We start from the raw sequence: 14,507 nt of genomic DNA, 5'->3' as shown, positions 1-14,507 counted from the left end.
GTCATGCAGCTGATCTACCGGTAAATACGGGGCTGCGGACGGCTTCACCCCTGGCGTGAAACCGCCGTGGCGGCAACCCGCCCACCGTGACCGGCTGCTGGTGGTCCGGATCAGGCCACCGAGGCGAGCGGCGTGGCGCTCTCGTGGTGGATGGGGGTGTGGGCGCCCTTGAGGGGCAGGCCGCTGCCACCGCGCCGGTCCGCGACGATCTCGGCCACGATCGACAGGGCGGTCTCCTCCGGCGTGCGCGCGCCGAGATCCAGGCCGATCGGCGAGTGCAGGGCCGCCAGCTGCCGTTCGGTGACTCCTGCCTCGCGGAGCCGCTCGTTGCGCTCGAGGTGGGTGCGGCGCGAGCCCATCGCGCCGACGTAGGCGACCGGCAGCCGCAGGGCCAGCTCCAGCAGCGGGACGTCGAACTTGGCGTCGTGCGTGAGGACGCAGAGCACGGTGCGCGCGTCCACCTCGGTGGTGGCGAGATAGCGGTGCGGCCAGTCGACGACGATCTCGTCGGCCTCCGGGAAGCGCGCCGCCGTGGCGAAGACGGGGCGGGCGTCGCAGACGGTGACGCGGTAGCCGAGGAAGCGGCCGGCGCGGACCAGGGCGGCGGCGAAGTCGATGGCCCCGAAGACGATCATCCGGGGCGGCGGGACACTCGATTCGACGAGCAGAGTGAGGGGTTGACCGCAGCGCGATCCCTCCGCGCCGATGGTGAGGGTGCCGGTGCCGCCCGCGTCGAGCATCGCGCGGGCCTCGGCGGCTGCCGTACGGTCCAGCTCGGGATGTCCGCCGAGTCCGCCGTCGTACGCGCCGTCGGAGTGGACGAGCAGGGGGCGGCCGAGCAGGCTCTCCGGCCCCTCGGTGACCCGGGCGACCGCCGCCGCCGTCCCCCCGGCGGCGGCGGCGAACGCGGCGGCGAACACCGGGCGCGCGGGGTCGTCCGCGCGCACTGGTGTCACCAGGATGTCGATGACCCCGCCGCAGGTCAGACCTACCGCGAAGGCGTCGTCGTCGCTGTAGCCGAAGCGCTCGCGCACGGTGGTGCCGTCCTCGATCGCCTGTCGGCACAGCTCGTACACCGCGCCCTCCACACAGCCGCCGGAGACCGACCCGACGGCCGTGCCGTCGCTGTCCACGGCGAGGGCCGCGCCCGGCTGCCGGGGCGCGCTGCCGCCGACCGCCACCACGGTGGCCACGGCGAACGCACGTCCCTGCCCGACCCACCGGTGGAGCTCTTCGGCGATGTCCAGCATGGGTCTCTCCTTCTGACTGAGGGGCGGGGGGCACGGCGGGAGTCAGCTGACGCCCAGCCAGCTCTCGATGGGGTGCAGGGCGAAGTGGACGACGAAGACCAGGGTGAGGACCCACATGAACACGCCGACCTCGCGGGCCCGGCCCTGGGCGAGCTTGATGGCCGAGTACGAGATGACGCCTGCGGCGACACCGGTGGTGATGGTGTACGTGAACGGCATCAGGACCACGGTGAGGAAGACCGGTACGGCCACGGAGCGGTCCGCCCAGTCCACGTGCCGCGCGTTCTGCATCATCATCGCGCCGATGACGACCAGGGCGGCGGAGGCCACCTCGGCGGGCACGATGGCGGTGAGCGGGGTGAAGAAGAGGCAGGCCGCGAAGAAGAGCCCGGTGACGACGGAGGCGAGCCCGGTGCGGGCCCCCTCGCCGACACCGGTCGCCGACTCGACGAAGACGGTCTGACCGGAACCCCCGGCGACGCCGCCGATCGCACCGCCGGCGCCGTCGATGAACAGGGCCTTCGACAGGCCGGGCATCCGGCCCTTGTCGTCCGCGAGCTTCGCCTCCGTGCCCACCCCGATGATGGTGGCCATCGCGTCGAAGAAACCGGCCAGGACGAGAGTGAAGACGATCATGCCGACCGTCATGGCGCCGACATCGCCCCAGCCGCCGAACTCGACGTTCCCGAAGAGCGAGAAGTCCGGTGAGGAGACCGCGCTGCCGCTCAGCTCCGGCGGGCCGCTGCTCCACGACTTGGGGTCGATGTCGCCCACGGCGTTGACGACGATCGCCGCCAGGGTGCCGACGACGATGCCGATCAGGATCGCGCCGGGGACGTTGCGCGCCTGCAGCATGAAGATCAGGAGCAGGGTCACGGCGAAGATGAGGACCGGCCAGCCGGCCAGCTCACCCGCCGGACCGAGGGAGAGGGGTGTCGCCGTCCCCTTGTGGACGAAGCCGGCCTTGAAGAGGCCGATCAGGGCGATGAAGAGGCCGATGCCGATGGTGATGCCGTGCTTCAGCGCGAGCGGGATGGCATTCATGATCATCTCGCGGAGGCCGGTGACGACCAGGAGACAGATCACCAGCCCGTAGATCACGCACATGCCCATGGCCTGCGGCCAGGTCATGGCAGGAGCGACCTGCGAGGCGAGCACACCGGAGACGCTCAGTCCGGCCGCGAGCGCGAGGGGGACCTTGCCGACGAAGCCCATCAGCAGGGTGGTGGCGGCCGCGGCGAGTGCGGTGGCGGTGATCAGCCCGGACTGGCCGAGCAGCTGGCCGTCGACGTCCTCGCCGCCGAGGATGAGCGGGTTGAGCAGGAGGATGTACGCCATGGCCATGAAGGTCGTGACGCCGCCGCGCACCTCCCGCGCGACGGTCGATCCCCGTTCGGATATGTGGAAGTACCGGTCGAGCCAGGACCGTCCGGCGGGGACGCGCGAGCCGGAGCCCGCGTCTTCCGCACCGGTCCTGGGTTCCACGGACTGCTGGGTCATGTTGCCTGACTCCCAAGGTTCACAGGGGCACCCGCGTGGAGCTCTCGTGATTGCGGGATTTGGGATGACTGCGAGGCGCACGACCCGGGGGACGGCCCGAGACGAACTCTTCGTGCAGATGGAGCGGTGATGCGCTGGATCGGACGGGTCGGTGGTACGTCGGCTCCGGACGGCGCGTGCGCGGGGAGGTGTGACGTTCACGGCAGGCACGCACCGCCCGGATGTACGTGATGAGCCGTCAGGTTCCGGTGATGTGCTCGGGGCGCACCGGAGTCCTGTTGAGCTCCAGGCCCGTCGCGTTCCGGATCGCCGCGAGGACGGCCGGGGTGGACGACAGGGTGGGGGCCTCGCCGATGCCGCGCAGCCCGTACGGGGCGTGGTCGTCGGCGAGTTCGAGCACGTCGACCGGGATGGTCGGGGTGTCGAGGATGGTGGGGATCAGATAGTCGGTGAAGGACGGGTTGCGTACCTTCGCCGTCTTCGGGTCGACGATGATCTCCTCCATGACGGCGACACCCAGCCCCTGGGTGGTGCCGCCCTGGATCTGGCCCACGACCGACAGCGGGTTGAGGGCCTTGCCGACGTCCTGGGCGCAGGCGAGCTCGATGACCTTGACCAGACCGAGTTCGGTGTCGACCTCCACGACCGCGCGGTGGGCGGCGAAGGAGTACTGGACATGGCCGTTGCCCTGTCCGGTACGCAGGTCGAAGGGTTCGGTGGGCCGGTGGCGCCACTCCAGCTCGACGTCGACCGCCTCGTCCTCGAGCACATCGGCCAGCGAGGCGAGCACCTCACCACCGTCGGTGACGACCTTGCCGCCCTCCAGGAGGAGTTCGGCGGTGGCCCAGGCGGGGTGGTACGTACCGAACTTGCGGCGGCCGGTCTCCAGGACCTGCTCCCGGACGGCCTCGCAGGAGTTCTTCACGGCGCCGCCGGTGACGTACGTCTGCCGGGAGGCTGAGGTGGAGCCGGCGGAGCCGACCTGGGTGTCCGCCGGATGGATGGTCACCTGGTTGACGCCCAGTTCGGTACGCGCGATCTGGGCGTGGACGGTGACACCGCCCTGCCCGACCTCGGCCATCGCGGTGTGCACGGTGGCGACCGGCTCGCCGTTGATGACCTCCATCCGGACCCGGGCGGTGGAGTAGTCGTCGAAGCCCTCGGAGAAGCCGACGTTCTTCAGTCCGACGGCGTAACCGACGCCGCGCACCACACCTTCGCCGTGGGTCGTGTTGGACAGCCCGCCCGGCAGGGCGCGCACGTCGACCGAGCTGCCCCCGGCGTCGGCCGAGAGCCACTGCTGCTCGGGCGGCATCGGGCGGGCCTTGACGCGGCGCAGCAGTTCGGCCACGGGGGCCGGCGAGTCGACGGGCTGCCCGGTGGGGAGCAGGGTGCCCTGCTCCATGGCGTTCAGCTGCCGGAGCTCGACCGGGTCCATGTCCAGGGCGGCGGCGAGCTTGTCCATCTGCGCCTCGTAGGCGAAGCACGCCTGGACCGCGCCGAAGCCGCGCATCGCGCCGCAGGGCGGGTTGTTGGAGTAGAGGGCGATCGCCTCGATGTCGACGTCCTCGACGACGTACGGTCCGACGGCGAGCGAGGAGGCGTTGCCGACGACGGCCGGGGAGGCGGAGGCGTAGGCGCCGCCGTCCAGCACGATGCGGCACTTCATGTGGGTGAGCTTGCCGTCCCTGGTGGCCCCGTGCTCGTAGTGCAGCTTCGCGGGGTGACGGTGGACGTGGCCGAAGAAGGACTCGAAGCGGTTGTAGACCATCTTGACGGGCTTGCCGGTGCGCAGCGCCAGCAGGCAGGCGTGGATCTGCATCGACAGGTCCTCGCGTCCGCCGAAGGCGCCGCCGACGCCGGAGAGGGTCATGCGGACCTTGTCCTCGGGGAGGCCGAGGACGGGGGCGATCTGGCGGAGGTCGGAGTGCAGCCACTGGGTGGCGACGTACAGCTCGACGCCCCCGTCCTCGGACGGCACGGCGAGGCCGGACTCGGGGCCGAGGAATGCCTGGTCCTGCATCCCGAAGACGTAGTCCCCGGTGACGATCACGTCGGCCCGCGCGGCGGCCGCGTCGGCGTCGCCGCGGACGATGGGCTGACGGTGGACGATGTTGGGGTGCGGGACGTGCCCGATGTGGTGGTCGTCGCGGCCCTCGTGGATCAGGATCGCGTCGGGGGCCGTCGCCGACGCCTCGTCCGTGATCACAGGCAGCTCGGCGTAGTCGATCCGGATCTTGGCGGCGGCGCGGCGCGCGGTCTCGGGGTGGTCCGCGGCGACGAGCGCCACGGGTTCGCCGTGGTGACGGACCTTGCCGTGGGCGAGGACGGGGGTGTCCTGGATCTCCAGCCCGTAGTTCTTCATGGCCGCGGGCAGGTCGTCGTAGGTCAGGACGGCGTACACGCCGGGCGTGGCGACGGCCTCGCCGATGTCGATGGAGCGGATCTCGGCGTGCGCGACGGTGGAACGGAGCGTGTGGCCCCACAGCATGTCCTCGTGCCACATGTCCGAGGAGTACGCGAACTCGCCGGTCACCTTGAGGGTGCCGTCGGGGCGCAGGGTGGACTCGCCGATGCCGCCCCGGGTCTCGGAACCCTGGGTGATCTTGGTGGGGGTGCCGGCCGGTACGGACGCGGCTCGTGGGTGCAGCGCCATGGCTATCGGACCGCCTCTTCCTGACGGGCGGCCGCGAGACGGACCGCGTCGAGGATCTTCTCGTAACCGGTGCAGCGGCAGAGGTTGCCGGAGAGCGCCTCTCGGATGTCCTGGTCGGACGGGGAGGGCCGCGTCTCCAGCAGCTCGTCGGCGGCGACCAGCAGGCCGGGGGTGCAGAAGCCGCACTGCACCGCGCCCGCGTCGATGAACGCCTGCTGGACCGGGGAGAGTTCCGCCGCCTCCGCGCTCTGCCCGTCGGTGGGCCGGGCCTGCCACCGCTGGGCCGCGTCGAGCGAGGTGCCACAGGTGCCTGCGGCGCAGCCGGTGCCGGGGTGGGCGTCGTCGCGGTGCCGTGCGTAGTCCGCGAGGCCCTCGACGGTGACGACCTCGCGGCCTTCCGCCTGGCCGGCGGCGACGAGACAGGAACAGACCGGAACGCCGTCGAGGCGGACCGTGCAGGACCCGCATTCGCCCTGTTCACAGGCGTTCTTGGAGCCGGGCAGGCCCATGCGCTCACGCAGGACGTACAGGAGGGACTCGCCCTCCCAGACATCGTCCGCTTCCTGCTTCCGGCCGTTGACCGTGAAATTCACTCGCATGGTTAAGCAGCTCCTTCGAGGGTGCGTCCCGCTCCGCGGTACTGCTCCCAGGTCCAGCCCAGCGTGCGGCGGGCCATGATGCCGACGGCGTGCCTGCGGTAGGCGGCCGTTCCCCGTACGTCGTCGATGGGGTTGCAGGCCCCGGCGGCGAGCTGGGCGAACTGCTTGGCCACTGACGGAGTGATGATCTTTCCGCTCTCCCAGAACCCGCCTTCCTCCAGCGCGGCGTTCAGGAAGTCCTCGGCCGCCTTGGCCCGCACCGGGGTCGGTGCCGCGGAGCCGATGCCGGTGCGCACGGTGCGGGTGTCCGGGTGGAGCGCGAGGCCGAAGGCGCACACCGCGATGACCATCGCGTTGCGGGTGCCCACCTTGGAGTACTGCTGCGGCCCGTCGGCCTTCTTGATGTGCACGGCCCGGATCAGCTCGTCGGGGGCGAGTGCGTTGCGCTTCACGCCGGTGTAGAAGTCGTCGATCGGGATCATCCGCGTCCCCCGTACGGACGCGGCCTCGACCTCGGCTCCCGCGGCGAGCAGCGCCGGATGGGCGTCCCCCGCGGGCGAGGCGGTGCCCAGGTTGCCGCCGACGCCCCCGCGGTTGCGGATCTGCGGTGAGGCGACGGTGTGCGAGGCGAGTGCCAGACCGGGCAGCTCGGCCCGCAGGTGCTCCATGACGTCGCTGTACGGCACGGAGGCACCGAGACGTACGGTGTCCGGGCCCACCTGCCACTCGGACAGCTCACCGATGCGGTTCAGGTCCATGAGGTGGTCGGGCCGCCGGTGGTCGAAGTTGATCTCGACCATCACATCCGTGCCACCCGCGATGGGCACAGCCGTCGGGTGCTCGGCCTTTGCGGCGAGCGCCTCCTCCCAGCTGGCGGGGCGAAGGAAGTCCATGAGTGGCTCTCTTCTTCTCAATCGGGTCGTTCGGGTGGGCTGGGGACGGCCGGCCCTCGATGCGTCGTTCCTGTGTTGTTGACGCGGTGTGTGGCCCAGTACACAAGCCTTGCTCCACTCGGTGCAGTCACCGAAACCATGAAGGAATTGGCTGGTCCCCATCCCTGTCTTGTAGATTCGAACGAATGGCGGGTAACGGTGGCCTCACCACAATTCACAGGTCACCTCCGTCGTCCCCCGCACCAACGAAGAGATCGGCGGCAATCGACGATGCGGCTGCGCGCACTGCTGGACACCGAGGCGCTGGGCCTGCGGCTGCTCGGCGGCGAGGACGAGCTCGACCGCTCGGTCCGAGGCGTCATGACGACCGACCTCCGCGACCCCAGCCGCTATCTGTCCGGCGGGGAGCTGGTCCTCACGGGGCTGGCATGGCGCCGGGACTCGTCGGACTCGGAGCCGTTCGTCCGGATCCTGGCCACCGCCGGGGTGGCCGGCCTGGCGGCGGGTGAGGCCGAACTCGGGGCCGTCCCCGACGATCTGGTCGAGGCCTGCCTGCGGCACCGGCTCCCGCTCTTCGCGGTCGACGAGACGGTGGCATTCGCGACGATCACCGAGCACGTCGTGCGCCAGGTCTCCGGCGAGCGGGCCGGCGACCTCGCCGCGGTCGTGGACCGGCACCGCAGGCTCATGACCTCGGGCCCGGCGGGCGGCGGCCCCGAAGTGGTCCTCGACCTGCTCACCTCGGACCTGGACCTGCGCGCCTGGGTCCTGTCCCCGACGGGCCGGCAGATCGCCGGAGCCGGCGAGCCCCTGCCCCCGCACGTCGGCGCCGAACTGGCGGGCCGCCATCTCGCGGCGGCCCGGACCGGCCGCCCCGGGCCGCACCGTGCGGAGGTGGACGGCGCGGCGTATTCGCTGTTCCCGATCCGGAACACCGGGCGGGGTACCGTGCCCGCCCCGTCCCGTGACGTGCGGGAGTCCGTGCTGTCGGACTGGCTGCTGGCCGTGGCGGCGGACGCGGGCGACTGGCCGGCGCCCCGCCTGGACCTGCTCCAGGGTGTCACCCAGCTGATCGCCGTCGAACGGGACCGCCGCGACGCCGCCCGTGGCGTACGCCGCAGGCTCGCGCAGGAGGTCCTCGAACTGGTCCAGGCGGGCGCGGCCCCGGCCGAGATCGCCGCCAGGCTGCGGGTGGCCACACCGGTCCTGCTGCCGGGTGTCGGCACGGCGCCGCACTGGCAGGTCGTGGTGGCCAGGGTCGAGTGGGCGGCGGACGGCGAGGACCTGTCGGGCGGCCGGGCCGCGCAGTCCCTGCTGGAGGAGATCCTGGTCGACCCGGCGGTGACGGGCCCCGACTCGGCCGACCGTATCGCCGTGGCGCACTCGGGTGAGGAGGCGATCGCCCTCGTCCCACTGACCTCGCAGACCGCCCAGGGAACCGACGGTACGGGCACGCCGGAGGACGCTGCCGCCCCGGAGCACCAGGACTCCGCGCTGCACGCCGACACCCTGCTGGACAGCGTCCGCGTGCCGCTCTCCGCCGGCCTCGCCGAGGACGGCCGCCTGACACTGGGTGTCAGCGCCGCGGTCCATTCCGCCGAGGGCCTGCGCGGCGCGCTGGAGGAGGCCCGGCACGCCCGCCGGGTCGCCGCGGCCAGGCCGGGCCCGGTCTGTGCGGCGGGCCACCACGAGCTCGCCTCGCACGTCCTGCTGCTGCCCTTCGTCCCGGACGACGTCCGCCGGGCCTTCACCGCCCGGCTGCTGGACCCGCTGCGCGACTACGACCGGCGGCACCGCGCGGAGCTGATCGAGACGCTGGAGGCCTTCCTGGACTGCGACGGCTCCTGGACCCGCTGCGCGGCCCGGCTGCACCTCCACGTCAACACACTGCGCTATCGCGTCGGACGTATCGAGCAGTTGACGGGCCGTGACCTTTCGCGCCTCGAGGACAAGCTCGACTTCTTCCTCGCCCTGCGCATGAGCTGACTTCCCGGGCTCATCACGGCCCTCCCGGGCTCCAGGTGATTGTGAAATCTTTCACCTGACATTGATCCCACCCCTTGGCCCGGCGTGCCATTCCGTGCTGAGATGCGCGCAGACCCTGGCCGACCGGCGTGTGCCGGCCGGCCTCCACAGCTCGATGGCGCGCTCGGGGAGGGCAATGTGGCGCATACCGCCATGTCTGGTTCCGGAACGACAGCAGATGACGATCCGCCGCTCCAGACCGCGGTATGGCGGCTGCGCTCACGGGCCTGCTGGACGGACGCGGCCGCGCTGCTCGAGCCCTGGGCGGCCACCGACCCCGCGGCCGCTCTCCAGCGGACCTCGCTGCTGACCGAGCGGTGTCTCTACACGGGCACCGGCTGGACCGACGCCGAGGACGCGCTGCGCACCGCGGAGGCGCTCGCCCAGGACGACTCCGAGCGCGGGGCCGCCGCCTGCGAGCGCGGCTATCTGGCCTACGCCTCGACCCTGCTGGGGGCACGCGACCGGGCCGACGAAGCCAGCGTGGCGCTCAGCAGGGCCGCGGCCCTGCTCTCGCCCGCGGCCCCCGGACGCCCGCTGCTGGACTTCCGCCGGGGCCTGATCGCCCAGAACATCGCCGACTCCCCACAGTCCGCCCGCGCCGCCTACCGCAGGGCGCACGCCGGTGCGACGGCCCGGGGGGACGAGCTCCTGCTCTCCTTCACGTGGCGGCACATCGCCTCGCTCGCCCTGCGGGAGGGGGAGCTGGCGGAGGCACGTCACGGTTTCGCGGAGTCGCTGCGGATACGCGAGGAGCTGGGCTATCTCGTGGGAACGGCTCCGGCGCTCATCTCGCTCGCGGACGCCGAGCCGGAACCCGAGGCGGCCGCCCGACTGCGCGCCGAGGCGGGCCGGCTGTTCCGGCTGCTGGGCGGCGTACCGACCTGGCTCGCTCCCCGCCTGGAGCCGCCGGCCCCGGAGGCCGTCGAGGCGAACTGAGGGCCCACCGGACGAGGCACGGGGGCCGGCCGCGCGGCCGGCCCGGTGGGACCCCGCCGCCTCAGACGTCCGCGCCGTTGAAGTGTTCGCGTACGAGGGACCGCACCACCGTGAGGTCCCGGGCGATGAGCGCGTCCAGCAGCGCGGTGTGCTCCGAGGCGTCGGCGAGCAGGTCGGCCCGGCCGCCGCCCGGGCTGTCGGCCAGGGGCCACTGGGACCGGCGGTGGAGGTCGTCCGCGACCGACACGAGCTGCTGGTTGCCGGACAGCGTGAGCACGGCACGGTGGAAGGCGCGGTCGCTCTCGGCGTACGCGGCCCGGTCCCCCACGGCGGCCGCCGCGACCGTGGCGTCGGCCAGCGGGCGCAGCCCGCACCAGCCGGCCGCCGGGACGGTGCGGGCGAGCCGCAGCATGACGGGGACCTCGATCAGGGCGCGCACCTCGGCGAGTTCCGCCAGCTCCCGGGGGCCCCTCTCACTGACCCGGAAGCCACGGTTCGGTACGACCTCCACGGCCCCCTCGACGGCCAGCTGCTGCATGGCCTCGCGCACCGGGGTCGCGGACACTCCGAAGCGGGCGCCCAGCGCGGGGGCGCTGTAGACCTCTCCCGGGGCGAGCTCGCCGCCGACGAGTGCGGCGCGCAGGGCGTCCAGGATCTGGCCGCGCACGGAGTGCCGCTGGACCGCACGGGGAGCGGGCGGCTCGCTGTGGGTGTGTTCGCCGCGCGCCTGTTCGGGCACGCGGACGTCGGGTGGGGTGCCCGCGGGCGCGTACGGCCACGCGTCCCCGCGCGCTCTGCCCTGCTCCACCGGAACCTCCTCCACCTGGCGGGCCGACTCGCGTGCGCCCGGCCCCCTGTGCACGATAGGCGGAGCGGGCCGCAGTTCAAACACCGATCACTTCGGGTAAGGTTAGGCTTACCTGCAAAAGATCGTGATTCGGTGGTCCCTGAATGACCGTGCCCGCTCTGCTCACCGCCACCGCCCCGTCTCCCCTGACGGCGGCGTACACACGTCTCGCCGAGGTCTTCCCCGGCCTGCGCGCCGAGGTGCTGACCGACGACGTCGCGGCGCCCTCGGGCGGCGGATGGGTCGGCGCCGCCGAGCTCGCGGCGGGCGGCGCCGTTCTGGACGACTTCCTGGCCTGGGACGAGGCACAGGTGCTGCGGGACTACGGAACGCAGGCCCGCCCCGACGTGGTGGCCAGCTTCGGACTGCACCGCTACGCCTGGCCGGCCTGCCTCCTGGTGACCCTGCCGTGGTTCACGCACCGGCGGGTGCCGCGCATCCCCGTGGAGGACGTCTCCTTCCACCGGGGTCTGGGCCATCTGACCCTCCGCGTGAGCGAGTTCGCCTGCCTGCCGGACGACCCTGCGGCCGGGCTGCCCGGCGCCCGGGTCGTCCCCGACGAGTCGGCGCTGCGGGCCGAGGTCCTCGACGCCGTGGCGCAGCACATCGGCCCGGTGCTGGACGGTTTCCGGCCGCGCATGCGGCGCGGGAAGCGGGCCCTGTGGGGCATGGCCACCGACGAGATCGTCGAGGGCCTCTGGTACGTCGCCCATCTGCTCGGCGAGGAGGACCGCGCGATGAGGGAGCTGGAGCTGCTGCTGCCGGGCACCACCAAGCCGTACGTCGGCACGGCCGGCTTCCGCGAACTGACCGGACCGAACGGTGAATCGCTCCCGACCCGCGACCGTGCGAGCTGCTGCCTCTTCTACACCCTGCGCCCCGAGGACACGTGCGTCACCTGCCCGCGCACCTGCGACGCGGACCGCGTCCGGAGGCTGACGCCCGCCCCTTGAGCCGTACGGCGACTCACACCACCCGGGCGGGCGACAGCCGTTCGAACATGACTCGGCTCACCCGTCCGGGCGTTCGAGAAGATTCCGCCCAACGATGAGCGCGCCCGACCCAATGGCGTTCACTTGCCCCGAAACCCCCTGAGCGCGGCGGTATTTCCGTCACGATGGCGCCCGAAACGCCCTACGTGACGCAAGGGACCGCGCATGAGACTGACCGACATATCGCTTGACTGGCTGCTTCCGGGCGCCGTACTGCTCGTGGGAGTCATGGCGGCGGTGACGGTGGTCGCGCGCGGCAGGCGCGCCGCTGAGAAGGCCGCGGCCGACGACAGCTGGGAACGCAGCGAGGAGCGCCGCAGGCGCAAGGAGGCGCTCTACGCCACCGCCTCGTACCTCCTGCTGTTCTGCTGCGCCGCGGTCGCCGCCGCCCTCTCCTTCCACGGGCTCGTCGGCTTCGGCCGGCAGAACCTCAGCCTCTCCGGGGGCTGGGAGTACCTCGTGCCCTTCGGTCTCGACGGGGCCGCGATGTTCTGCTCGGTGCTCGCGGTGCGCGAGGCCAGCCACGGAGACGCCGCGCTGGGCTCCCGGCTGCTGGTGTGGACGTTCGCCGGGGCCGCCGCCTGGTTCAACTGGGTGCACGCTCCACGCGGGATGGACCATGCGGGCGCCCCGCACTTCTTCGCGGGGATGTCGCTCTCGGCGGCCGTCCTGTTCGACCGGGCGCTGAAGCAGACCCGCCGTGCGGCACTGCGCGAGCAGGGCCTGGTGCCCCGCCCGCTGCCGCAGATCCGGATCGTGCGGTGGCTGCGCGCCCCCAGGGAGACCTTCGGCGCCTGGTCGCTGATGCTGCTCGAGGGCGTACGCACCCTGGACGAGGCGGTGGACGAGGTACGCGAGGACCGCCGGGAGAAGGAACAGAACAGGCACCGCCGAAGGGACCAGGCGAAGCTGGACCGGGCCCGCATCAAGGCCCTCAACCGGCAGAACCGGGCCTGGGGGCGCGGCGGGCGGGCCGGCCGCCAGGTGGACGTCCAGGCCATCGCCCCGGCACCCGGCGGCGGCCCCCCGGCCGTCGCGGAGCCTGCCATAACAGAGCCGGGACAACTGCCACTGCGCCCCCGGCCATCCCTTCAAGCCGTGAACGGCTCGAACTCCAGGAGTACTTCGGCACAGACCCACAGCGGTGATCCCGCGACCGTCGACCTCACGGCGGAGGACGACACCCAGGCGCTGCCCCGGCTCGATTCACTGGAGCAGAAACTGAAGGACCTGGAGCAGCAGTTCGGCTGAGCGTCAGGCCTTTCCGGCGTTCAGCTCGAACCAGACCACCTTGCCCAGCGCCTGCATCGTGACTCCCCATGAGTCCGCCAGGCTCTGGACGAGGAGCAGTCCCCTGCCGTGCGTACCGTCGTCGGCGTTCGGTACGTACGGCGCGGGCTCCTGTCCGGTCACGAAGTCGCGTACCTCCACCCGCAGACGGGCGGGTGCGGAGGTCACCGTGACCACGGCGCCGTTCCTCGTGTGGATGAGGGCGTTCGTCACCAGCTCGCTGAGCAGGAGCTCGGCCACCTCGGTCTCCTCGGGCCGCCGGCGATAGCGGAGGAACTCCCGCAGTGCCGCACGTATCTCCCCCACGGCCGACAGATCGGTGTGCCCGAGTCTGCGGTGCAACCGCACCGGCGGGCTCTCCTGTCGCTTCGTCATGTCCCCCGTACGCACGCTGGATCGGCCTCCCTGAGTTCCGTTTCGTTACGTCATGTCTCGAACAGCCTCACGGGATGCATGCCCCACTGCGAAGCCGTCACGCGTCCTGCAGGCGTCAACATATGAACGAGCCGTCGCGCGAGCCCGGGCGCACCACCGGCGCGCCACCTCTTCTTACTCACGGTTAACTTCCCAAAAATTCACTCGTGTTGGCGTTGACGGATGGGGATCTACGCGCGTCATCATGGTGGACATGCGAATCCCCCCACGGATCACCACGCTCGGCGGCATCGCCGCCCTCCTGTCCGTCCTCTTCGTCGGCGGGCCGGTCACCGCATCGGCCGCGACGGCTCCCTCCCTCGCCGCGGTCGGCAGCATCTGTCACTCCGCGCTGCCCTCGCAGGCCCACGACACGCTCGATCTCATCGAGTCGGGCGGCCCGTTCCCGTACGAGCAGGACGGCACCGTCTTCCAGAACCGGGAAGCGCTGCTGCCCAGCCAGAACACCGGCTACTACCACGAGTACACGGTCATCACGCCTGGCTCCCCGGACCGCGGCGCCCGCCGGATCGTGACGGGTGAGGAGACCGAGGAGGACTACTACACCGCGGACCACTACGAGTCCTTCGACCTGGTGGACCACGACTGCTGATCCGCACCCCATGGTCCGGTCCGCGCCGTAGTCCCCCACCTGCGGCGCGGACCCACGGACATGGTCCGGAGAGAACCCGCTTGTACGCTCCACGCATGACCGTGACCTATGTGATCGACGGCTCCGGAGTCACCGGCCTGGACAGCTTCTGGGATGCGATCGGTGAGGCGGTGAACGGCCCCGGCGGCTACTTCGGCCGCAGTCTCGACGCCTTCGCGGACTGCCTCGGCGGTGGTTTCGGCACCCCCGAGGACGGGTCGTTCGTCATCGAATGGCGCGACCACGCCCACTCCGCCCGTGCGCTGGGCCACGAGGAGACCGCCCACCGCCTGGAGCGCCTGCTTCCCCGGGTGCACCCCTCGAACCGGGAGCGCGTCGGGCGGGAGCTGGCCGAGGCACGGGCGGGCCGCGGTCCGACGCTCTTCGACCAGCTGGTCGGGATCATCACGGACCGGGCCGGGCCCGGGAGCCTACGGCTGATGTGAGCAC

General features: G+C 71.9%; 13 protein-coding genes. 6 read left to right on the top strand and 7 right to left on the bottom strand.

The window, feature by feature from the left end:
* Positions 1–110: 110 nt before the first annotated feature.
* From OO67_RS14250 to OO67_RS14230, 5 genes are all read right to left on the bottom strand, one after another.
* Entirely contained in the window at positions 111–1,250 is a 1,140-nt protein-coding gene (locus tag OO67_RS14250) for an XdhC family protein (RefSeq protein ID WP_033300288.1), read from the bottom strand.
* 42 nt (positions 1,251–1,292) lie between these two features.
* Positions 1,293–2,750 carry an NCS2 family permease gene (locus OO67_RS14245; protein WP_033300286.1) on the bottom strand — a complete coding sequence of 486 codons (1,458 nt, stop codon included), beginning with the start codon at positions 2,748–2,750 and terminating at the stop codon, positions 1,293–1,295.
* Positions 2,751–2,988: 238 nt separating this feature from the next.
* Positions 2,989–5,406 (bottom strand): xanthine dehydrogenase family protein molybdopterin-binding subunit, encoded by a 2,418-nt coding sequence (locus tag OO67_RS14240; RefSeq protein ID WP_033300284.1) that lies wholly within the window; start codon positions 5,404–5,406, stop codon positions 2,989–2,991.
* A gap of 2 nt (positions 5,407–5,408) precedes the next feature.
* Entirely contained in the window at positions 5,409–6,005 is a 597-nt protein-coding gene (locus OO67_RS14235; protein WP_033300282.1) for a (2Fe-2S)-binding protein, read from the bottom strand.
* Between the two features lie 2 nt (positions 6,006–6,007).
* Positions 6,008–6,898 carry an FAD binding domain-containing protein gene (locus OO67_RS14230; RefSeq protein WP_033300280.1) on the bottom strand — a complete coding sequence of 297 codons (891 nt, stop codon included), beginning with the start codon at positions 6,896–6,898 and terminating at the stop codon, positions 6,008–6,010.
* Between the two features lie 270 nt (positions 6,899–7,168).
* On the opposite strand from OO67_RS14230, the gene OO67_RS14225 reads away from it, so the two are divergent.
* Together OO67_RS14225 and OO67_RS14220 are read left to right on the top strand one after the other, a co-directional pair.
* Positions 7,169–8,884: a PucR family transcriptional regulator gene (locus OO67_RS14225; protein ID WP_033300279.1), complete on the top strand. Its 1,716-nt coding sequence runs from the start codon at positions 7,169–7,171 to the stop codon at positions 8,882–8,884.
* Positions 8,885–9,076: 192 nt separating this feature from the next.
* Positions 9,077–9,862 carry a hypothetical protein gene (locus OO67_RS14220; protein WP_033300278.1) on the top strand — a complete coding sequence of 262 codons (786 nt, stop codon included), beginning with the start codon at positions 9,077–9,079 and terminating at the stop codon, positions 9,860–9,862.
* A 61-nt stretch (positions 9,863–9,923) separates the two neighbouring features.
* On the opposite strand, the gene OO67_RS14215 is transcribed toward OO67_RS14220, so the two are convergent.
* Positions 9,924–10,670, bottom strand: a complete 747-nt coding sequence (locus OO67_RS14215) for a GntR family transcriptional regulator (protein WP_033300277.1) — start codon at positions 10,668–10,670, stop codon at positions 9,924–9,926.
* 143 nt (positions 10,671–10,813) lie between these two features.
* On the opposite strand from OO67_RS14215, the gene OO67_RS14210 reads away from it, so the two are divergent.
* Positions 10,814–11,662 carry a (2Fe-2S)-binding protein gene (locus tag OO67_RS14210; protein ID WP_033300276.1) on the top strand — a complete coding sequence of 283 codons (849 nt, stop codon included), beginning with the start codon at positions 10,814–10,816 and terminating at the stop codon, positions 11,660–11,662.
* A 204-nt stretch (positions 11,663–11,866) separates the two neighbouring features.
* Entirely contained in the window at positions 11,867–12,952 is a 1,086-nt protein-coding gene (locus OO67_RS14205) for a DUF2637 domain-containing protein (protein WP_033300274.1), read from the top strand.
* Positions 12,953–12,955: 3 nt separating this feature from the next.
* Here OO67_RS14205 and OO67_RS14200 read toward each other — a convergent pair whose 3' ends face one another.
* Positions 12,956–13,366 (bottom strand): ATP-binding protein, encoded by a 411-nt coding sequence (locus OO67_RS14200; RefSeq protein WP_051709373.1) that lies wholly within the window; start codon positions 13,364–13,366, stop codon positions 12,956–12,958.
* Between the two features lie 253 nt (positions 13,367–13,619).
* Between OO67_RS14200 and OO67_RS14195 the strand changes: the two genes are divergently transcribed.
* Positions 13,620–14,018, top strand: coding sequence for a guanyl-specific ribonuclease (locus OO67_RS14195; RefSeq protein WP_033300437.1), 399 nt, complete (start codon positions 13,620–13,622; stop codon positions 14,016–14,018).
* A 95-nt stretch (positions 14,019–14,113) separates the two neighbouring features.
* Entirely contained in the window at positions 14,114–14,503 is a 390-nt protein-coding gene (locus OO67_RS14190; protein WP_033300266.1) for a barstar family protein, read from the top strand.
* Positions 14,504–14,507 lie beyond the last annotated feature (4 nt).

Origin of the sequence: Streptomyces atroolivaceus (genome assembly GCF_000717025.1) — a bacterium.
Taxonomy (GTDB): domain Bacteria; phylum Actinomycetota; class Actinomycetes; order Streptomycetales; family Streptomycetaceae; genus Streptomyces; species Streptomyces atroolivaceus.
Note: the sequence above shows the minus strand (reverse complement) of the source record. Positions and strands in the feature narration are given on the sequence as shown.

What these genes read in the sequence shown, in the direction of transcription:
- OO67_RS14250 (WP_033300288.1), bottom strand. Translation starts at nt 1,250, where the DNA reads ATGCTGGACATCGCCGAAGAGCTCCACCGGTGGGTCGGGCAGGGACGT.
- OO67_RS14245 (WP_033300286.1), bottom strand. Translation starts at nt 2,750, where the DNA reads ATGACCCAGCAGTCCGTGGAACCCAGGACCGGTGCGGAAGACGCGGGC.
- OO67_RS14240 (WP_033300284.1), bottom strand. Translation starts at nt 5,406, where the DNA reads ATGGCGCTGCACCCACGAGCCGCGTCCGTACCGGCCGGCACCCCCACC.
- OO67_RS14235 (WP_033300282.1), bottom strand. Translation starts at nt 6,005, where the DNA reads ATGCGAGTGAATTTCACGGTCAACGGCCGGAAGCAGGAAGCGGACGAT.
- OO67_RS14230 (WP_033300280.1), bottom strand. Translation starts at nt 6,898, where the DNA reads ATGGACTTCCTTCGCCCCGCCAGCTGGGAGGAGGCGCTCGCCGCAAAG.
- OO67_RS14225 (WP_033300279.1), top strand. Translation starts at nt 7,169, where the DNA reads ATGCGGCTGCGCGCACTGCTGGACACCGAGGCGCTGGGCCTGCGGCTG.
- OO67_RS14220 (WP_033300278.1), top strand. Translation starts at nt 9,077, where the DNA reads ATGTCTGGTTCCGGAACGACAGCAGATGACGATCCGCCGCTCCAGACC.
- OO67_RS14210 (WP_033300276.1), top strand. Translation starts at nt 10,814, where the DNA reads ATGACCGTGCCCGCTCTGCTCACCGCCACCGCCCCGTCTCCCCTGACG.
- OO67_RS14205 (WP_033300274.1), top strand. Translation starts at nt 11,867, where the DNA reads ATGAGACTGACCGACATATCGCTTGACTGGCTGCTTCCGGGCGCCGTA.
- OO67_RS14200 (WP_051709373.1), bottom strand. Translation starts at nt 13,366, where the DNA reads ATGACGAAGCGACAGGAGAGCCCGCCGGTGCGGTTGCACCGCAGACTC.
- OO67_RS14195 (WP_033300437.1), top strand. Translation starts at nt 13,620, where the DNA reads ATGCGAATCCCCCCACGGATCACCACGCTCGGCGGCATCGCCGCCCTC.
- OO67_RS14190 (WP_033300266.1), top strand. Translation starts at nt 14,114, where the DNA reads ATGACCGTGACCTATGTGATCGACGGCTCCGGAGTCACCGGCCTGGAC.